Below are 17,925 nucleotides of genomic sequence, written 5' to 3' on the forward strand. Positions count from 1 at the left end.
GTTTCTTGACGCGGTTTTCACACGCGCGCCTGATCAGGCGAAATGCGGCACAGGAGCGCGGCTGCCGGGGAGGCCAGGGGTCGGTGTCCGCCCTTTGCGCTGCTTCAACAGAGGCGACAGCGAGGCACCGACACTGTTGCGCCGGTTGAAGCAGAGCAAAGGGCCGAAGGACAGTGGTCCGGGCCGGGCGGCGGGCCGGTCGGCGGGTGGCGGGTGGCGGGTGGCGGGTGGCGGGTGGCCCGTCTCTCGGAGCGGAGATCCGGGGCCGGTTCAGGCCGGGCGGCGGGCCACCAGCACGTCACGCATGATCGACTGGTCGACCCGGTGCCGCAGCGCGCGGTAGGGCTCGTCGTCGACCACGGTCAGGCCGGCGTCGGCCAGCGCCGCCGCCGCGTCGTCGCGGCTCGCGACGTGGGTGTTCCACGAGATCCCGAGCGCGCCGCCGGGGCGCAGCAGCCGGGCCCAGACCGGCGCGGCGTCCGCGAGCAGTGCCAGCGGGTCGCGCGACAAACCCTGATCGGCGGTACGACTGCCGTGCTGCACGCCGTACGGGGCGTCGGCGACCACGAGGTCGACCGTTTCCGGCCGGAAGAACTCGCCCGCGCGGGTGGTGTCGGCGTTGACCACGTCCAGCAACTGCGTGCGGCCCGCCTTGTGCTCCTCGCGGGTCGGGGCCAACTCGATGCGTACCCGCCGGCCGACCACCTTGCGTTCCCGCCGCACCGGCCCCGACTCCAGCACCCGGTGCTTGACGCGCTTCTGCTTCAACCAGGTGGTGACGAACGCCCGGTACGCCTCGACGTCCTTCTGGTCGCGCTCGATGCCGGCCGCGTCGAAGCCGTACATCAGCGCCTGGTTGAGGGTGGTGCCCCGACCGCAGAGCGGGTCGAGCACCCGGAACCGGCGGTCGGTCAGCTCGCCGGCCCAGTCCGACGCGAGCAGGGTGACGTTGAGCAGCAGCTTGGTGAACTGCTCGTTGGTCTTGCCCGCGTACTTCTGGATGGTGAGCAGGTCGTCGTCGTAGCGGTCCAACCGGCTCCAGTCGACCGGGCGCAGTAGGTCGCCGACGATCTCGAACAGCGCGTACCCGGCGGAGAGATTGCCCAGGACGGCCAGGTCCCGCTCGGTCAGCCCGCTACCTGCGAACGTGACGTACGTCGCACCACCGACGACCTCGGTGTCCAGCTCGCCGATCTGGCCGTCGAGGGCCGATCGGCCGAATATCGCCAGCTCGGCGCGGGTGAGGTCGATGGCGGAGCGGGCGTACACCCGGTTGGTGGCGGGCAGGATCAGCAGGCCGTAGCGCGTCATGATCGGGCGAGTATTCCACAACGGGTGACGGTCGCCGGGAACCGGAGCGGCCTGCGGACCGACTACCCACACATGGGGTGTGAGCAGTGGCGGGAGGTCCTGTCCGCGCAGTTGGACGGTGAGGAGACCGCCGACGAACGGGCGGCGGCGCAGGGGCACCTGGACGAGTGCGCCCAGTGCCGGGCCTGGTTCGCGACGGCGGCGGCGGTGACACGCCGCGTTCGTACCCGATTGGTCACCGACGTCCCCGACCGGACCGACGCGATCCTGGCCGCCATCGGCGGCGGTGCCGCTGCCGGCGCGGTCGCCGACATCGGTGACACGCCGCCGGCCAGCCGGTCGCGGTGGCGGCCCCACCTGCCCGGACGCGGCACCCTGGTCGTCGGGCTGCGCGCGGCGCTCGGGCTGCTCGGCGCGGTTCAGTTGGTGCTCGGCCTGGCCCAGGTGGGCCGGGGAGCGACCGCCGACCACCTGCACGCCTCCGGCCAACACCTGTGGCACGAGTCGGCCGCCTGGAACGTGGCGGTCGGGGCCGGCTTCCTCTTCGTGGCGGTACGCCGGAGCCCGCCGGCGGGCCTTCTGCCGATGCTCAGCGCGTTCGTCGGCACGCTGCTGCTGCTCTCGGTCAACGACGTGGCCACCGGGTCGGTGAGCGGGGAGCGGCTGGTCAGCCACGGTTTCCTGGTGTTCGGTTACCTGATCACTGTGCTGCTGTCCCGCCCCGGGCTGCGTCCTGGCGGGCCAGCCCCGCAACGGCAGCAGACGCCGTCGCGCTGGCGTTTCGGCACCGACGAGGGCGAACGGCCGCTGCGGGTGGTCAACACGGGGGTGTACCCCGCGCAGGCCGCCGACCGGCATGCCGCCCCGGCAGCGCAGACCGATCGGGCCGCCCCGGCAGCGCAGACCGATCGGGCCGACGACCGTCAGGCCGCCCCGGCAGCGCGGACCGATCGGGCCGCCCCGGCAGCGCAGGCCGGTCGGGCCGACGACCGTCGGGCCGCTTGAGCCGGGCAGGGTCGTCGGCGCCGCGGCCGGGCGTCGCCCGGAAGGCGGGCTACGCGGCCGGGCGTCGCCCGGAGGCGTGCCCGCTGCCGGGTGGGTGACTAGGCGCGGGGGTCGACCGGGCGCGCCGGCTCCTCGGCGGCGATGACCTGCGGGATGACCTGTTCGACGATCGCCAGCAGCGTGGTGGTGAGCAGCAGGTGGACCTGGGCGCGGGTCAACGCGCCGCGCTGGAGCCACTCCCGGGCCGTCGACGTGGCCAGTCCCCCGTACGCCCGGACCATGCCCCGCAGCTCCTCGCGGTGCTCCGCCTCGCCGGCCAGCCCGACGGCGACCAGCATGCGATCCGCGGCGACCTCCTCGGCCTCGGCGAGCACCCGCTCCACGTCGGCATCGCCACCCATCCCCCGCGCGGTGACCGCCGCCAACCACGACGTGCTGTGCCGGGACACCACGTCGAGGAACCACGAGACGCTGGCGTCGACCCGTGTCGGCAGATCACCCTTGGGCAGCCGTTCGAGGGCGACCTCCGGAATGGTCACCATGACCCGGACGACCTCCAGGTAGAGGTCCTTCTTCGTGCCGAAGTAGTGGTTGACCAGCCCTCGCGCGACGCCCGCCTCCCGGGCCACGTCGGTGGTCGACACGTCCCCGTACGGCCGTTCGCCGAACAGCCGGACCGCACAGGCCAGGATCTGGCCACGCCGGGCGTCCGGCTCCAACCGGCGACGGCGAGGAGCGGTCTCGACACTCATCTGCCCGACCCTAGTGGCACCTGCCAGGTCGGCCGCCGCTGATTACCCCGAGTAATCAGTCGACACGACTATCCCCTGGAAATAAACCAATCGTCCAGAGTGCCGCTTTAGTATCTTTCGAGCCCCATCCTGGCGGTGTGCCCCAAGGGCCGGCCAGGGCACCACGGCGCGGGCGGACGGCCAGCATGCCGGCTGACGCCTGGCGCATCACGCAAGGGAGCACAATCTTGGTTTCTCGACGTCGAGTCCTCTACAGCGCGGCCGGCGCGGCGGTGGGCCTGTCGGCCGCCGGCACGTTCGCCGGGTCCGCGACAGCGGCGCCGTCCACCTCCACCGAAGTGACGTCGCCGCTGGCCGCCCCACGCGGTCGCCTGATGAGCAGAACGGTGGTGACCTCGCCGGCCATCCCGCTGACCCACCTGTCCATCCGGCACGGTGGCCCGTCGGCGGCGGTACGCCTGCGCACCGGCAAGGGTTGGAGCGACTGGCTCGAGCTGAACGCGTGCCAGAACGGCCGGGACGGCGGCACGGCGGCGGCCCGCTCCAACGTCGTGGTCGCCAACGGCGCCACCGCGTACGAGGTCCAGACCTCCGACGGCTCCGACGCCACCGTCGCCGAGCTGAACATGGTCGACGGGCCCCGGCGGACGGTCGTCAACCCGCAGACGAACAGCCTTCCCGTTCCACGAGATGGCCGAAAGCCGACGTACCTGTCCCGGTCGCGGTGGGGCGCCGACGAGTCGCTCCGCTTCGCCGAGGACGGCAGTGAACTGTGGCCGGCCGAGTTCTTCCCGGTGCAGACGCTGACGGTCCATCACAGCGGCGTGTACGAGCACAACGAGGACCCGGACCCGGCCGCGACGGTCCGTGCCATCTACTACGACCAGTGCGTCCTTCAGGAGTTCGGCGACATCGGCTACCACCTGCTGATCGACGAGGCGGGACGGATCTACGAGGGCCGCTACTCCGACCCGGGACCCCTTCCGGTGTACGGTCCGGGCCTCGGCAACGACGGTCGGCCGCTCATGGTCAACGCGGCGCACGTCGGTGGTTACAACGCCGGCAACATCGGCATCTGCCTGCTGGGCCGGTTCACGTCCCAGCAGCCCAGCGCCGCGGCACACCGGTCGCTGGTGTTCGTCCTGGCGGGCCTCGCCGCCGCGGGTCGGCTCGCCCCCGCCGGCCGGACCGACTACGTCAACCCGGTCAGCGGAGCGAGTGGCAGGGTCGACGTCATCTCCGGCCACCGGGACTGGGCGACCATCGGGGCCGATCCGACCGAGTGCCCCGGCGACGCCTTCCACCCCTACCTCGGTGCTCTGCGCCAGGAGGTGGCGGTGCTGCTGAGGCAGTTCCCGACGCCGCCGAAGCACCCGCGCTAGATCGCCCGCGCCCCACCGGTTCCATCGACGTCCGGTGGATCCGGTGGGGCGTGCGCCCGCTCAGGCCAGTGATCGCTTGATGCTCACCAGTTCAGCGAGCGCTCTGGCAACTGGTGAGCATCAAGTGATCACCGGAGCCGTCGACGGCGGCGGACCAAGTGTCGGCCGAGGTGCCGCAGGTTTGACATCTCGGAGTAGAGCGCCGCGTTGATCGCCCCGACGGCGACTCCCGGGGCGCGCTGCACCCGGTCGACGTCCTGCACCACCCGGCCGATCAACGCCAGTCGACACCGCAGGTCGAACAGCTCGCGCCGCGCGCAGTGCAACGCCGTCTCCAGGCCCCCGACCCGCTCCCGCAACCACGCCAACTCCGTCGCCTGCTCCATCGCGCCCGCCTCTCGCTGAACCGCGCCCACACGGCCCGATCCCTTCTCGGACCGTCACGTTCACCCTCACCCATTCGGAAGAGCTGCGCAAGTAGGTAGACCTAATTCGGCATGCCTGATCGCCCTACCGTCGGGTGATGGGTGAAGTCCCGGGTCCGCTGGTCGGTCCGCACGAGCTGCAAGAGCTGCTCGGCGTGAGCCGCACCCGCATGCGCCAGCTCATCCGCTATCCGACCTTCCCCGCGCCGTTCCAGAGGCTGCACGGCACCACGGTCTGGCTGCGTGCTGACGTGGAGGCGTGGATCGCCGAGCACCGCCCACCCCGCCCCACCGACGGGGACGAGGCCGAGTAGCGGATCCGCGGCGCAGCCGGGCTACTTGATCGGCTCGATTTCCGTGAAGGCGGGGTGTCCCGCTCGGGCGGACGGCCCGACTTCACGGAACCGAAGTCGATCAACGCGTCGAGGGCTTATTGACATGCCGCCAACAGGGCGCGAGGGTGATGGACATGTCCACGCCCGACGGCTCCTCCTCGCCCTGGCGCGAACCGGAACACGACGACCTGGCCGAGTTGGCCCGCACCTTCTTCACCAAGGAGGTGCTGCCGCACACCGAACGCCTGTTGGCGCAGGGGCACCCGGACCGCGAGCACTACCGGCGCGCCGGTGAGCTGGGGCTGCTCGGCCTGTCCGTCCCGCAGGAGTACGGCGGCGGTGGCGGCGACTTCACCCACGAGGCCGTCGTGCTGCACGAACAGGCGTACGTCGGGGAGGGCAGCCTCGGGCTGGCCGTACACAGTGGGATCGTCACCGGCTATCTCGTCGCGTACGGCAGCGAGGAGCAGAAGCGGCGGTGGCTCCCCGGCCTGTGCAGCGGTGAGCTGGTGGGCGCGATCGCGATGACCGAGCCGGACGGCGGCTCGGACCTACAAGCGATGCGGACGCGGGCGGCCCGTGACGAGGACGACTACCTGGTCAGCGGCGCGAAGACGTTCATCACCAACGGCGGCCTGGCCGACCTCGTCATCGTGGCGGTCAAGACCGACCCCGAGCAGCGGGCCTCCGGCATCTCCCTGCTGGTCTGCGAGGTGGGCGGCGACCCCGAGGGGTTCCGTCGCGGCCGGCTGCTGTCCAAGATCGGGCTGCACGCCAACGACACCGCCGAGCTGTTCTTCGACGAGTTCCGGGCGCCGGCGACCAACCTGCTCGGTGGCGTCGAAGGGCTGGGCTTCGTCCAGCTGATGCAGCAGCTTCCGCAGGAGCGCCTTGTCATCGGTGTCGGCGCGGTCGCGGTCATGGAACGGGCGGTCGAGCTGACCGTCGCGTACGCCAAGGAACGCACCGCCTTCGGCAAGCCGCTGATGGGGCACCAGAACACCCGGATGGTGCTCGCCGAGTGCGCCACCCGTACCCGGGTCAGTCGGGTCTTCCTGGACGACTGCGTCGTCCGGCACACGCGTGGCGACCTGGACGTGACGACGGCGGCGATGGCGAAGTCGTGGCTCACCGACGGGCAGTGCGAGGTCGTCGACCGGTGCCTCCAGATCTTCGGGGGCTACGGCTACACGACGGAGTACCCGATCGCCCGGATGTACGCCGACGCCCGCGTGCAGAAGATCTACGGCGGCACCAACGAGATCATGAAGGAGCTGATCGCCCGTGCCCTCTGAGGCGTACGTCTATGACGCGGTCCGCACCCCGCGCGGACGCGGCCGGGACACCGGCGCGCTGCACGGGGTCAAGCCGATCTCGCTGGTGGTCGGCCTGATCGACGCGCTGCGCGAGCGCAACCCCGGCCTGGACGTTGCCAGGTTGGAGGACCTGCTGCTGAGCATCGTCACGCCGATCGGCGAGCAGGGCGGCGACCTGGCCGGGGCCGCCGCCCTGCTGGCCGGGCTGCCCGACAAGGTGGGTGGGGTGCAGCTCAACCGCTTCTGCGCGTCCGGGTTGGAGGCGGTCGACTCCGCCGCCGCGCGTACCGAGACCGACGCCAACATCGGCTCGATCTTCGGCATCGGCTTCCCCGCCTGGACCGGCGGCGTGATCCGCTACGTCCGGCAGTACGCGGGCGGCCCGGCCGGCTTCGCGGCCCGCGCCACCGAGTTGGCCGACCGCTACGGCGACCGGTTCACACCCCCCGGCGACCTGGTCGACCGCCTCGCTTCCCGTCCCACCGAGCCGGTCGGCGTCGCGTGACGGCGGGCGGGTCCTCGCGGGGTGGGCCGCTGGCCGGGGTGCGGGTGGTCGAACTGGCCAGCCTCGCGCCAGCGCCGTTCGGCTGCATGGTGCTCGCCGACCTCGGGGCCGACGTGGTGCGCGTCGACCGGCCGGGCGGCCCGGGCGCCGGTCGGCTGGCCGCGCCGAGTAGGGGACCGTTGCAGCGCGGCCGGCGGATCACCGCGCTGGACCTGAAATCACCGGCCGGTGTGGCGGACCTGCTGCGCCTCGTCGACCGGGCGGACGTCCTCGTCGAGGCGTACCGGCCGGGGGTCGCCGAGCGGCTCGGCTTCGGCCCGGACGTCTGCCGGGACCGCAACCCCCGCCTGGTGTACGCGCGGATGACCGGATGGGGTCAGGAGGGGCCGCTGGCCGCCCGGGCCGGCCACGACATCGACTACATCGCGGTCGCCGGAGCGCTGGAACCGCTGGGCCGGGCCGGTGAGCGCCCACACGCGCCCTTGAACCTGATCGGTGACTTCGCCGGCGGTGGCATGCTGCTGGCCGTGGGCATGCTGGCCGCGCTGCTGGAACGGGAGCGCTCGGGCCTCGGCCAGGTCGTCGACGCGGCCATGGTGGATGGTTCGGCGCTGCTCACCTCGTTCCTGCACGGGCTACTCGGCACCGGCCTCTGGGCAGCGCCGCGCGGGCGGAACCTGCTCGACGGAGGAGCGCCCTTCTACGACACGTACGCCACTGCCGACGGTGGCTTCATGGCCGTCGGGGCGCTGGAACCGGCCTTCTACGGCGAGTTGCTGACGGGCCTCGGCCTCGCCGACGCGGACCTGCCCCACCAGTACGACCCGAGCGGCTGGGACGAACTGCGGAGGCGGTTCACCGAACGGTTCGCCGAGCGGACGCGGGACCGGTGGACGGCGGTCTTCGCCGACCTGGACGCCTGCGTCGCACCGGTGCTCGCTCCCGGCGACGCGCACCGGCACCCGCACAACACGGCCCGGGGGACGTTCGTCGAGGTGGACGGCGACGTCCAACCTGCCCCGGCGCCACGCTTCGACCGTACGCCGGCAGGCCCGCCGATCCCGGCGCCCGACCCGGAGCGGGACGTCGCACCGGTCGAGGAGATCCTGACTGCCTGGCAGTAGATCCACGGCGGACCTGTGGGGCAGCCGTACGGGGGGCGCGTTTATACGGTCGTGCACCGACGGTGGGTCGCGGACCGAGGGGGACGAGCATGGCGAGTGGGACCGATCCGTCCGGCCTGAGTCGCTCGCTCGAAGAGGCGATGCGCCTGCTCGGCCAAACCTCGGGCGCTGTCGCGGCACAGGCCGACGAGCGTGCCCGCCGGGCCGAGGTGACGGCCGGGGACCTGGACTTCAGCGCCGACGCGCACGAGGCGACCGACATCGCCAACGCGGAACTCTTCACGAGGCTGGCATGAGTACGGACTGGTGGAAGGGCCACGTCAACGGCATCCTCTACGGCGTCCAGCCGCTGAACGACCAAGCCGAGACGCACCACAGTGAGGACAACATCGGGCGTACATCCCCGTTCCATGTGCCAGAAGCCGGAGGCGGCATGATCATGAGAGGGGCGGTCCGACCGGGCAGCCCAACCCGAGGAGGTGCCGGTGCCGGACGCGGACGAACTCGTCGCCGACGCGCTGGCCGCGGTGCGCGGCACCGACGTACGGCAGGCGGAACGCCACCTGGACCGGCTCATGGTCGGCACCGGCGCGGCGGACGGCGCCACGGCGGTGGACGCCGCCCTGGCGCGCCGGCTGGTCCGCGGCCTCGGGCAGCTCTGGCCGCGCGGCTGGCAGCCGATCGACGTACACCGGATCGCCCTTCGCCGGCTCGACGCCCGAGCGGCCCGGCTGGTCCGCGACGCGCTGGCCGCGCAGCGACGCGAGCAGGCCGAGCCGGTCCCCGCCTGGTGGGACGACCAGCTCCGCGCGCTGGCCGCCCCGGGCCGGAACGGCGGCCGGGACCTGCTGGCCGCCTGGATGGCCGAGGAGGGGCTGGACCGGGTCGACGCGCTGCGCGCGGCGGTCGACGTGCTCGCGCTGGTGGAGAGCCTGCCGCCGATCGCCGTGCTGCGCCCGCCGCCGGGCTCGACCGGGACGGCGCTCCCCCGCGCCGCCGGTACGGCCCGCAGCGGGTCGCCGATGCTGGACCGGGTACGCGCGCTGCTGGCGAAGGCGGAGTCGACCACCTTCCCGGCCGAGGCGGAGGCGTTGACCGGCAAGGCGCAGGAGCTGATCGCCCGGCACAGTATCGACGAGGCACTGCTGGCCGCCGGCACGGATCGTGGCGACCTGCCGAGCGGGGTACGCCTGGGCGTCGACACCCCGTACGCGGGGGCGAAGGCGCTGCTGGTGCAGGAGGTGGCGGCGGCGAACCGGTGCGAGGCGGTCTGGTCGGACGACCTCGGCTTCACGACCGTGTTGGGGTGGCCGGCTGATCTCGTGGCGGTGGAACTGCTCTACACCTCGCTGCTGGTGCAGGCCACGGCCGCGATGCTGCGCGGGCGTGCCGAGCGTCGGCCGGGGTCGGGCCGGCGGACGAAGGTGTGGGACGAGTCCTTCCTGAACGCGTTCGCGCTGCGGATCGGTGAGCGCCTGGCCGCCGCCACCGAGGCGGTCACCGAGGCGGCGGGGCAGACGGCCGCCGGGTCGGATCGGCTGTTGCCGGTGCTCGCGGCGCGGGGCGAGGCGGTCCGCGAACGGCTGGAGACCCTGTTCCCCGGTGTCACGCGGCACCGGCTCAGCGTGCGCGACGCCGAAGGCTGGTCGTCCGGCACCTCGGCCGCCGACCGGGCGTCCCTGGACGTCGGCGGCGGCCGGAAGCCTCGGCAGGTGCCGGGCCGGCCCTGATCCGTCCGGCGTGGGAACGCCACCGCCGGAAGTTTCTGCGATTTTCTTCGGTACGCGGTAGGGAACGGGGTGGCGGCTCCGACCCTCCGGTGAGCCGCACCCCCAGCCGGGGCGCGACCAGTAGCCGAGGAGCATCGCCGTGAAGTACATGTTGCTGATCTGGAACCGGCCCGGCTTCACCGAGGAGCTGAGCGAGAGGGACCGCATCGCCCTGTTCGGCGAGGTCGACGAGATCATGAAGGAGCTGACCGAGAGCGGCGAGCTGATCGGCGGCCAGGCGCTGGCCGACCCGTCGCAGACGCAGACCGTCCGGCTGGCCGGCGGTCACCCCGAGATCGTCGACGGGCCGTTCATGGAGAGCAAGGAGCAGTTCGCCGGCTACCTGGCCGTGGACTGCGACAGTCCCCAGCGGGCCGCCGAGATCGCCGCACGCTGGCCGGACGTGCGCTTCGGCGGCGCGATGGAGGTCCGCCCGATCATGGACGAGGCCGGGACGGAGATGTGACCGACGACCGGACGGTCGAGGATCTGCTGCGCACACTCGCGCCGCAGGTCCTCGGCCTGCTGGTCCGCCGGCACGGCCAGTTCGACAGGTGCGAGGACGCGGTCCAGGAGGCGCTGCTCGCCGCCGCGACGCAGTGGCCCGGGCAGGGCGTACCGGACAACCCGCGCGCCTGGCTGCTCACCGTGGCGACCCGCCGGCTCACCGACGAGTGGCGCAGCGAGAGCGCCCGGCGGGAGCGCGAGGTCGCGGTGGCGCTGCGCGAGCCGGCGTACGCCCAGGTGGCACCACCGGCGGACGTCCAGCCGGCGGTGCCGGACGCGGACGACACCCTGACCCTGCTGTTCCTCTGCTGTCATCCGGCGCTGGCCGGGTCGGCGCAGGTGGCGCTCACGCTGCGCGCGGTGGGCGGTCTCAGCACCGCCCAGATCGCCCGGGCGCACCTGGTGCCGGAGGCGACGATGAGTCAGCGCATCCGGCGGGCCAAGCAGCGGATCGAGGCGGCCGGTGGCCGGTTCGCGATGCCCGGACCGGCCGAGCGGGAGGAGCGGCTGCGAACGGTGCTGCGGGTGCTCTACCTGATCTTCAACGAGGGGTACACCGCGTCGAGCGGACCGGACCTGCGCCGGGCCGAGCTGACCACCGAGGCGATCCGGCTGGGCCGCATCCTGCACGGGCTGCTGCCCGACGACGGCGAGGTGACCGGGCTGCTGGCGCTGATGCTGCTCACCGACGCGCACCGGGCGGCACGGGTGGGCCCGGACGGGGAGCTGGTGCCGCTGACCGAGCAGGACCGCTCCCGGTGGGACGCGGCCGCCATCGCGGAGGGGATCACGCTGATAACCGAGGCGTTGACCTGGTCGCCGCCCGGGCCGTACCAGCTTCAGGCGGCCATCGCCGCCGTGCACGCGGAGGCGTCGACGGCGGCGGAGACAGACTGGCGGCAGATCGTCGCGCTCTACCGCCTGCTGGGTCGGATCGCCCCGAACCCGCTGGTCACGCTCAACCAGGCGGTCGCGGTCGCCATGGTGGACGGACCCCGGGCCGGGCTCGCCCTGCTCACCCCGTTGGACGCCGACGAGCGCACGGCCGGGCACCACCGGCTCGCGGCCGTCCGGGCGCACCTGCTGGAGCTGGCCGGCGAGCCGGCCGCGGCGCGGGAGGCGTACCTGGCGGCGGCGCGCGGCACCACGAGCCTGCCCGAGCAGCGGTACCTGGAGCTGCGCGCCGCCCGGCTGGCGGCGCGGCAGTGAGCGCCGCGCCGCCCGCCCGTCACACGTCGACCGCCGGGCAGCTCGCGCCCCAGGCCGGAACGACGACGTCGACCAGGGATCTCAGGGTCGCCGGAAGGTTCCGCACACACAGCACGCCGAGCCGGTGATGGTCACCGGCCCGGCGTGCGGGTTACGTCGTACGTCAGCTCTTGAAAGCGTCCTTGATCTTCTCGCCGGCCTGCTTGAGCTTGGCCGTGGACTGGTCGGCGCGACCCTCGGCCTCGAACTGCTCGTTGTCGGTGGCCCGACCGGCGCCTTCCTTCAGCTTGCCGGCCGCGTCCTCGGTGGCGTTATTGATCTTGTCGTCGAATCCCATTGCCAACCTCCATCGCAAGCATCGCTACGACGTCAGAGGTACCCCCGTCGCGGCCGGTCCAACCATTTCCGCCGTCACCTGTCGACAGCGGCCGAACGGAAGCGGCGCAGCCGCAGGCTGTTGGCCACCACGAAGACCGAGGAGAACGCCATGGTGGCACCGGCGATCATCGGGTTGAGCAGCCCGGCGGCGGCCAGCGGCAGGGCCGCCACGTTGTAGCCGAACGCCCAGAACAGGTTGCCCCGGATGATGCCGAGCGTGCGCCGGGACAGCCGGATGGCGTCCACCGCGGCGTCCAGATCGCCCCGGACGAGGGTGAGGTCGGACGCCTCGATCGCCACGTCGGTGCCGGTGCCCATGGCGAGCCCGAGGTCGGCCTGGGCCAGCGCCGGCGCGTCGTTGACGCCGTCACCGACCATCGCCACCGACCGCCCCTGCGCCTGGAGCCGCTTGACCACGTCGACCTTGCCGGTCGGCAGCACCTCGGCGATGACCTCGTCCACACCCACCTCGGCGGCGACCGCCCGGGCCACGGTGGTGTTGTCGCCGGTCAACAGGACCGGAGTGAGCCCCATCGCGCGCAGTCGCGCCACGGCCGCCCGGCTCGTCGGCCGCACCACGTCGGCGACCGCGAGTACGCCCCGGGCCCGCCCGTCCCAGCCCGCGACGATCGCCGTACGACCCGCGGCCTCCGCGTCCCGCACGGCCCACTCGACCTCCGGCGGTACGTCGACACCTCGTTCGCGCAGCAGCCGGACCCGACCGAGCAGCACGACCCGTTCCTCGACCGTGCCGGTCACGCCCAGCCCTTCGAGGTTGGCGAAGCCGGTCACCGGGGGCAGCTCGCCCGCCTCGGCGGCACCTGCGGCGACGGCCCGGGCGATCGGGTGCTCGGAGGCGGCCTCCACCGCCCCGGAGAGCCGGAGCAGCTCCGCCCGGTCCTCTCCGCTGGCCGGCACCACGTCCACCAGGGTCATCCGGCCGGTCGTCACGGTGCCCGTCTTGTCCAGCACGACGGTGTCCACCCGACGGGTCGACTCCAGCACCTCCGGCCCCTTTATCAGCACACCGAGCTGGGCGCCTCGACCGGTGCCCACCAGCAACGCGGTCGGGGTGGCCAGGCCCAGGGCGCACGGGCAGGCGATGATCAACACGGCCACGGCAGCGGTGAACGCGGCGGTCGGGCCGGCGCCGGTACCGAGCCACCAACCGAGGGTGCCCACGGCCAGGGCGATGACGACCGGCACGAACACCCCGGAGATCCGATCGGCCAGCCGCTGCACGGCCGCCTTGCCGCTCTGCGCCTGCTCGACCAGGTCGGCCATCCGAGCCAGTTGGGTGTCCGCGCCGACCCGGGTGGCGGTGACGACCAGCCGACCGCCGGCGTTGATCGTGGCACCGACCACGGCGTCGCCGGGGGCGACCTCGACCGGCACCGACTCGCCGGTCAACATGCTGGCGTCGACGGCGGACGTACCCTCGTCGACCACACCGTCGGTGGCGATCTTCTCGCCGGGGCGGACCACGAACCGGTCACCGACGACGAGCCGGTCCACCGGGATCAGGCTCTCCGCCCCGTCCCGCAGCACCGCCACCTCCTTCGCGCCGAGTTCGAGAAGGGCGCGCAGGGCCGCGCCGGCGGTCCGCTTGGACCGGGCCTCGAAGTAGCGACCGGCCAGGATGAACACGGTGACCCCGGCGGCGGCCTCCAGGTAGATGTTGCCGGCGCCGTCGGTGCGGGTGATGGCGAAGCGGAACGGGTGGGTCATGCCGGGCATGCCGGCGTCACCGAGGAAGAGCGCCCAGAGCGACCATCCGAACGCGGCGAGCGTGCCCAGCGACACCAGCGTGTCCATGGTGGCCGCGCCGTGCCGCAGGTTGGTCCACGCCGCGCGGTGGAACGGCAACCCACCCCAGACGACCACCGGAGCGGCCAGGGTCAGCGAGAGCCACTGCCAGTAGTCGAACTGCCAGGGCGGCACCATGGCCAGCAGGACCACCGGCACGCTCAGGACGGCCGAGACCCACAGCCGGGTACGCGGACCCCGCAGCGGGTCCACCGGCGGCTCGACGGTCGCCGGGGCCGGCAGCGCCGCCGTGTAGCCGGTCTTCTGGACGGTCTCGATCAGGTCGTCCGGAGTGACGTCGTCGGCGTACCGGACGGTCGCCTTCTCGGTGGCGTAGTTGACGGTGGCGCTGACCCCGTCCATCCGGTTGAGCTTCTTCTCGACCCGCGCGGCGCACGCGGTGCAGGTCATCCCCCCGATCGCCAGTTCGATCCGGTTCGGCGCCTCGGGCAGTGGTCTGCTGGTGGTGGTCATCGTCTGGTCCCGTCAGTTGTGCTCGACGAGGTCGTAGCCGGCCTCGTCGACCGCGGCCCGGACGGCCTCGGTGTCCACGGGCTGCTCGCTGCTGACGGTGACCCGGCCGGTGGCGAGATCGACCCGTACGTCGCGGACGCCCGCGATCGCGCCCACCTCGGCGCTGACCGCGTTGACGCAGTGCCCGCAGGTCATGCCCCGCACCTGGTACGTCGTGTCGACCATCGAACGTCTCCTCTCGTAGTACCGGTACCCGGTGGGGGTATCCCGCCAGGAAGGGACGTTACCATACCCCCCAGGGGTACGCTATCCTCGTCGCCATGACCGCACCCACCCCGATCCGCGGATACACCGCCAGCAAGGACCAGCTGCTCGCGCGGCTCCGCCGTGTGGAGGGGCAGGTCCGGGGCATCGAGAAGATGGTCGACGAGGACCGCTACTGCATCGACGTGCTCACCCAGATCTCGGCGATCCAGGCCGCGCTCGACAAGGTCGCCCTGGGCCTGCTCGACGGGCACGCCCGGCACTGCATGCACGAGGGTGCGGCCGAGGGCCGGGCCGACGAGATGGCCACCGAGATGATGGCGGCCGTCGGTCGGCTCATGAAGCGCGGCTGAGCCGTCACTCCCGCTGCGGGTCGAGTCGTACCCGACGCAGCAACTGGGCGTTGAGCGCCACCACGATGGTGGACGCGGACATCAGCACCGCCGCCAACGCCGGGCTCAGCGCCACCCCGGCCCAGGCGAGCACCCCGGCCGCCAGTGGCAGCGCCACCACGTTGTAGCTCGCGGCCCAGGCCAGGTTCTGCCGCATCTTGCGGTACGACGCCCGGGAGAGCCGGACCACGGCGCCGACGCCGCGCGGGTCGGACGACGCCAGCACCACCTGGGCGGACTCGATCGCCACGTCGGTCCCCGCCCCGATCGCGATGCCCACGTCCGCACGGGCCAGCGCCGGCGCGTCGTTCACCCCGTCGCCGACCATCGCCACGGTCAGCCCGCGCCGCTGGAGTTCCGCCACCCGGCTGTCCTTGTCGGCCGGCAGCACCTCGGCGAAGACCTCGTCCACGCCAGCCCGGAAACCGAGGTCGGCGGCCACCGACTCGGCCACCGACCGCGCGTCGCCGGTGATCATGGCGAGGGTGCGGACGCCGTCGGCCCGCAGCTCGGCGATGGCCTGCCGGGCCTCCGGACGTACCTCGTCGGTGAGCGCGAACGCCCCGAGCACGGTGTCCGGCAGCCGCAGGAGATACAGCACCACGGCACCGCCCGACGACCAGCGCCCGGTCGCCTCCCGCAGGTCGTCCGGCAGCGGCCCACCCCGCTCCCGCAGCAGGGCCGGCCCGCCCACCGCGTACTCCGTACCGTCGATGGTGGCCCGTACACCACGGCCCGGCAGCGACCGGAAGTCGACGGCCCGCGCCGGGCCACCCGGCCCGGCCGCCGCCACGATCGCCCGGGCCAGCGGATGCTCGCTGTCGGACTCGACACCGGCGGCGATCCGCAACGCCTCGTCCCGCCCCACGCCGGGACTCGTCACCAGGTCGGTGACCACGTGCTCACCCCGGGTCAGCGTACCGGTCTTGTCGAAGAGCACCGCGTCGACGGTCCGCATACGCTCCAACGCCACCCGGTCCTTGACCAGGATCCCGCCCCGCGCCGCCAGGGCCGTGGAGAGCGCGACGACGAGCGGGATGGCCAGGCCGAGCGCGTGCGGGCAGGCGATCACCAGAACGGTGACGGTACGCACCACCGCCTGGTCGGGCTCGCCGAGCGCGATCCAGACCACCAGGGTGAGCACGGCGGTACCGGTGGCCACGTAGAACAGCGCGGCGGCGAACCGGTCGGCGAGCAGTTGGGCCTGCCCGCCCGAACGTTGCGCCTCCGCGACCATGCGCTGGATGCCCGCGAGCGCGGTCTGGTCGCCCAGCGCCTTGAACCGGACCCGGATCGCCGAGTCGGTGGCGACCGTGCCGGCCACCACCCGGTCGCCCACCGACCGGGCGACCGGACGCGACTCGCCCGTGATCATCGATTCGTCCAACTCGGCATCGCCGTCGACGATCCGGCCGTCGGCCGGTACCCGGCCACCGGGCCGGACCAGCGCCACGTCGCCCACCCGCAGCGCGTCGACCGGCACGCGCTCGACCTGCCCGTCCGCCGCCACACGCTCGGCCTCGTCGGGCAACAGGGCCGCCAGCGCCGCCAGCGCCCCGTGGGCCTGCCCGATGGCCTTCATCTCCTGCCAGTGACCCAGCAGCATGATGGTGACCAGCGCCGCCAGCTCCCACCAGAAGTCCAGGTCGAAGGCATCCAGGCTGGTCGCCAGCGACGCGGCGTACGCCACGGTGATCGCCATCGCGACCAGCAGCATCATGCCCGGTGCGCGATCGCGCACCTCGCGTACCGCGCCGACCAGGAACGGCCAGCCACCCCAGAGGAACACCACCGAGCCGAGCACCGGCCCCACCCAGGAGCGACCCGGTACGTCCAGCCGGAGTCCGAGCCGGTCCATCACCAGATGACTTGTCAGCACCACCGGCACGGTGAGCACCAGACAGACCCAGAACCGGCGACGGAACATCACCGGGTCGTGCCCAGCGTGTTGGCCGCGCCCAGCGTGTTGGCCGCGCCCAGCGTGTTGGCCGCGCCCAGCGTGTTGGCCGCGCCCGGTCGGCTCGGCGTGCTGGCGGTGATCGGCGGGTGGTCCGGGGTCGGGCGGCGGCGCGGGCATGACTCCACCATCGCGCGCCGGTCGGGGCAGCGTCAGCGGTTCGCGCGTCCGACACTCCGCCACGATCTGCGGCGCCCCGGCGCACTGGTTAGCATCTTGCGACGATGACCCACCTGATCCGGACGCCCAGACGGGCACCGGCGTCGCCACGGCGCGGCGCCGCGCCGCACCGCACCGACCGGGTCGGCGAATCACCCTCCGTGATCGCCGAATCGTCAGGCAGCGATCCGACGCGCCCGTCACCGCGTTCGTCCGGCGGAGCTGAACCGCACGGCCCGCCGGCACGTACCCCGCACCGGATCGTTGGGAGTCTCGCATTGGGTTCCGACCGCAGCCATTCCGCTCGACCCGCTCCGCACCGGGTACGACGGATCCTCGTCGCGACCACGGCCGGGTCGACGGCCGGGTCGACGGCCGGGTCGGACGCGGAGGTCCCGCCAGCGCGCCCCCGCACGGACCGCGCAGAGGCGCTGGCCGCTCTCAGTTCCCCGCCAGCCGGTCGGCCCGACGGGCCCGATCCGCAGCGGAGCGCACCCCCATCCACCGCCACCCACCGGGTGGCCAGAGCCGAACAGGAGCACGGATACGGCATGGTGACACTCCTCAACGTGACCGGATCGGGCACCCGCCCTGAGAACCGCGTCACTGGTCACTCAGCGCCATGGCGAAATGACGCTTTTAGTCGGCATCAGGACGTAGCTCAGGCGGTGGACTCTCGGGTAACCTCGCTGCCGGTCACCGACGAAGGCGCGCAGCGGCGCCTGCGGTGCCACCGCCCAATCGCCAACCGGCGAGCCGGGGACCCAGGTATGTGGGGTGAATCCGCGACAGCGGTAGGGGCCACTTCCGCCCCGAACCCGTCAGCTAACCCGGTCGGCGGTCGACGGAAGGGAA

19 protein-coding genes and 1 riboswitch are annotated in these 17,925 nt (G+C 72.8%); of the genes, 11 read left to right on the forward strand and 8 right to left on the reverse strand.

The genetic code is table 11. The features are described 5' to 3' along the window. Positions 1 to 270 precede the first annotated feature (270 nt). Entirely contained in the window at positions 271 to 1,311 is a 1,041-nt protein-coding gene (locus ACLQ24_RS09260) for a TRM11 family SAM-dependent methyltransferase (RefSeq protein ID WP_425890417.1), read from the reverse strand. A 24-nt stretch (positions 1,312 to 1,335) separates the two neighbouring features. On the opposite strand from ACLQ24_RS09260, the gene ACLQ24_RS09265 reads away from it, so the two are divergent. Further along, on the forward strand, positions 1,336 to 2,316 hold the full coding sequence (locus ACLQ24_RS09265; protein WP_425890419.1) for a zf-HC2 domain-containing protein: 981 nt from the start codon (positions 1,336 to 1,338) through the stop codon (positions 2,314 to 2,316). Positions 2,317 to 2,414: 98 nt separating this feature from the next. On the opposite strand, the gene ACLQ24_RS09270 is transcribed toward ACLQ24_RS09265, so the two are convergent. Then, positions 2,415 to 3,068, reverse strand: coding sequence for a TetR/AcrR family transcriptional regulator (locus ACLQ24_RS09270; RefSeq protein ID WP_425890421.1), 654 nt, complete (start codon positions 3,066 to 3,068; stop codon positions 2,415 to 2,417). Between the two features lie 227 nt (positions 3,069 to 3,295). On the opposite strand from ACLQ24_RS09270, the gene ACLQ24_RS09275 reads away from it, so the two are divergent. Continuing rightward, positions 3,296 to 4,450 carry a peptidoglycan recognition protein family protein gene (locus tag ACLQ24_RS09275; RefSeq protein WP_425890423.1) on the forward strand — a complete coding sequence of 385 codons (1,155 nt, stop codon included), beginning with the start codon at positions 3,296 to 3,298 and terminating at the stop codon, positions 4,448 to 4,450. A 128-nt stretch (positions 4,451 to 4,578) separates the two neighbouring features. On the opposite strand, the gene ACLQ24_RS09280 is transcribed toward ACLQ24_RS09275, so the two are convergent. After that, positions 4,579 to 4,836 carry a hypothetical protein gene (locus tag ACLQ24_RS09280; RefSeq protein ID WP_425890425.1) on the reverse strand — a complete coding sequence of 86 codons (258 nt, stop codon included), beginning with the start codon at positions 4,834 to 4,836 and terminating at the stop codon, positions 4,579 to 4,581. Between the two features lie 137 nt (positions 4,837 to 4,973). Here ACLQ24_RS09280 and ACLQ24_RS09285 point away from each other — a divergent pair, with 137 nt between their 5' ends. The 8 genes from ACLQ24_RS09285 (at position 4,974) to ACLQ24_RS09320 (ending at position 11,640) form a co-directional block, all read left to right on the forward strand. Beyond that, the gene (locus ACLQ24_RS09285; RefSeq protein WP_355235119.1) at positions 4,974 to 5,189 is read left to right on the forward strand and encodes a helix-turn-helix transcriptional regulator; all 216 of its coding nucleotides are present in this window, start codon (positions 4,974 to 4,976) and stop codon (positions 5,187 to 5,189) included. Between the two features lie 155 nt (positions 5,190 to 5,344). Next, positions 5,345 to 6,505: an acyl-CoA dehydrogenase family protein gene (locus ACLQ24_RS09290; protein WP_425890427.1), complete on the forward strand. Its 1,161-nt coding sequence runs from the start codon at positions 5,345 to 5,347 to the stop codon at positions 6,503 to 6,505. Beyond that, positions 6,495 to 7,031, forward strand: coding sequence for a hypothetical protein (locus ACLQ24_RS09295; RefSeq protein WP_425890428.1), 537 nt, complete (start codon positions 6,495 to 6,497; stop codon positions 7,029 to 7,031). Before ACLQ24_RS09290 ends, ACLQ24_RS09295 begins: the two co-directional genes overlap by 11 nt. Further along, entirely contained in the window at positions 7,028 to 8,155 is a 1,128-nt protein-coding gene (locus tag ACLQ24_RS09300) for a CaiB/BaiF CoA transferase family protein (protein ID WP_425890430.1), read from the forward strand. The genes ACLQ24_RS09295 and ACLQ24_RS09300 overlap by 4 nt, the downstream gene beginning before the upstream one ends. Positions 8,156 to 8,244: 89 nt before the next feature. Then, the gene (locus tag ACLQ24_RS09305) at positions 8,245 to 8,451 is read left to right on the forward strand and encodes a hypothetical protein (RefSeq protein ID WP_425890432.1); all 207 of its coding nucleotides are present in this window, start codon (positions 8,245 to 8,247) and stop codon (positions 8,449 to 8,451) included. 189 nt (positions 8,452 to 8,640) lie between these two features. Further along, complete coding sequence (locus ACLQ24_RS09310) at positions 8,641 to 9,885, forward strand: DUF2786 domain-containing protein (RefSeq protein ID WP_425890434.1); 1,245 nt, start codon at positions 8,641 to 8,643, stop codon at positions 9,883 to 9,885. A gap of 148 nt (positions 9,886 to 10,033) precedes the next feature. Next, on the forward strand, positions 10,034 to 10,390 hold the full coding sequence (locus tag ACLQ24_RS09315) for a YciI family protein (RefSeq protein ID WP_425890480.1): 357 nt from the start codon (positions 10,034 to 10,036) through the stop codon (positions 10,388 to 10,390). Beyond that, complete coding sequence (locus tag ACLQ24_RS09320; protein WP_425890436.1) at positions 10,387 to 11,640, forward strand: RNA polymerase sigma factor; 1,254 nt, start codon at positions 10,387 to 10,389, stop codon at positions 11,638 to 11,640. Before ACLQ24_RS09315 ends, ACLQ24_RS09320 begins: the two co-directional genes overlap by 4 nt. Positions 11,641 to 11,803: 163 nt before the next feature. Here ACLQ24_RS09320 and ACLQ24_RS09325 read toward each other — a convergent pair whose 3' ends face one another. From ACLQ24_RS09325 to ACLQ24_RS09335, 3 genes are all read right to left on the reverse strand, one after another. Next, positions 11,804 to 11,977 (reverse strand): CsbD family protein, encoded by a 174-nt coding sequence (locus ACLQ24_RS09325; RefSeq protein WP_425890438.1) that lies wholly within the window; start codon positions 11,975 to 11,977, stop codon positions 11,804 to 11,806. Positions 11,978 to 12,051: 74 nt separating this feature from the next. Then, positions 12,052 to 14,298: a heavy metal translocating P-type ATPase gene (locus tag ACLQ24_RS09330; RefSeq protein ID WP_425890440.1), complete on the reverse strand. Its 2,247-nt coding sequence runs from the start codon at positions 14,296 to 14,298 to the stop codon at positions 12,052 to 12,054. Between the two features lie 12 nt (positions 14,299 to 14,310). Then, positions 14,311 to 14,523: a heavy-metal-associated domain-containing protein gene (locus ACLQ24_RS09335; protein WP_425890441.1), complete on the reverse strand. Its 213-nt coding sequence runs from the start codon at positions 14,521 to 14,523 to the stop codon at positions 14,311 to 14,313. Positions 14,524 to 14,618: 95 nt separating this feature from the next. Between ACLQ24_RS09335 and ACLQ24_RS09340 the strand changes: the two genes are divergently transcribed. Beyond that, positions 14,619 to 14,915, forward strand: coding sequence for a metal-sensitive transcriptional regulator (locus tag ACLQ24_RS09340; RefSeq protein ID WP_007454936.1), 297 nt, complete (start codon positions 14,619 to 14,621; stop codon positions 14,913 to 14,915). 4 nt (positions 14,916 to 14,919) lie between these two features. Here the strand turns inward: ACLQ24_RS09340 and ACLQ24_RS09345 are convergent, their stop codons facing one another. After that, a complete protein-coding gene (locus ACLQ24_RS09345; protein WP_425890443.1) occupies positions 14,920 to 16,881 on the reverse strand; it encodes a copper-translocating P-type ATPase in 1,962 nt (653 codons plus the stop codon). Further along, complete coding sequence (locus tag ACLQ24_RS09350; RefSeq protein ID WP_425890445.1) at positions 16,881 to 17,042, reverse strand: hypothetical protein; 162 nt, start codon at positions 17,040 to 17,042, stop codon at positions 16,881 to 16,883. Before ACLQ24_RS09350 ends, ACLQ24_RS09345 begins: the two co-directional genes overlap by 1 nt. Before the next feature lie 752 nt (positions 17,043 to 17,794). Continuing rightward, positions 17,795 to 17,925: riboswitch (cyclic di-AMP (ydaO/yuaA leader) on the forward strand.

The organism is Micromonospora sp. DT4, assembly GCF_049841675.1.
Lineage (GTDB): Bacteria > Actinomycetota > Actinomycetes > Mycobacteriales > Micromonosporaceae > Micromonospora.

Coding starts and splice junctions, on each gene's coding strand:
- ACLQ24_RS09260 (WP_425890417.1), bottom strand. CDS start 1,311: ATGACGCGCTACGGCCTGCTGATCCTGCCCGCCACCAACCGGGTGTAC.
- ACLQ24_RS09285 (WP_355235119.1), top strand. CDS start 4,974: ATGGGTGAAGTCCCGGGTCCGCTGGTCGGTCCGCACGAGCTGCAAGAG.
- ACLQ24_RS09305 (WP_425890432.1), top strand. CDS start 8,245: ATGGCGAGTGGGACCGATCCGTCCGGCCTGAGTCGCTCGCTCGAAGAG.
- ACLQ24_RS09270 (WP_425890421.1), bottom strand. CDS start 3,068: ATGAGTGTCGAGACCGCTCCTCGCCGTCGCCGGTTGGAGCCGGACGCC.
- ACLQ24_RS09290 (WP_425890427.1), top strand. CDS start 5,345: ATGTCCACGCCCGACGGCTCCTCCTCGCCCTGGCGCGAACCGGAACAC.
- ACLQ24_RS09315 (WP_425890480.1), top strand. CDS start 10,034: ATGTTGCTGATCTGGAACCGGCCCGGCTTCACCGAGGAGCTGAGCGAG.
- ACLQ24_RS09280 (WP_425890425.1), bottom strand. CDS start 4,836: ATGGAGCAGGCGACGGAGTTGGCGTGGTTGCGGGAGCGGGTCGGGGGC.
- ACLQ24_RS09330 (WP_425890440.1), bottom strand. CDS start 14,298: ATGACCACCACCAGCAGACCACTGCCCGAGGCGCCGAACCGGATCGAA.
- ACLQ24_RS09350 (WP_425890445.1), bottom strand. CDS start 17,042: ATGGTGGAGTCATGCCCGCGCCGCCGCCCGACCCCGGACCACCCGCCG.
- ACLQ24_RS09340 (WP_007454936.1), top strand. CDS start 14,619: ATGACCGCACCCACCCCGATCCGCGGATACACCGCCAGCAAGGACCAG.
- ACLQ24_RS09335 (WP_425890441.1), bottom strand. CDS start 14,523: ATGGTCGACACGACGTACCAGGTGCGGGGCATGACCTGCGGGCACTGC.
- ACLQ24_RS09325 (WP_425890438.1), bottom strand. CDS start 11,977: ATGGGATTCGACGACAAGATCAATAACGCCACCGAGGACGCGGCCGGC.
- ACLQ24_RS09345 (WP_425890443.1), bottom strand. CDS start 16,881: ATGTTCCGTCGCCGGTTCTGGGTCTGTCTGGTGCTCACCGTGCCGGTG.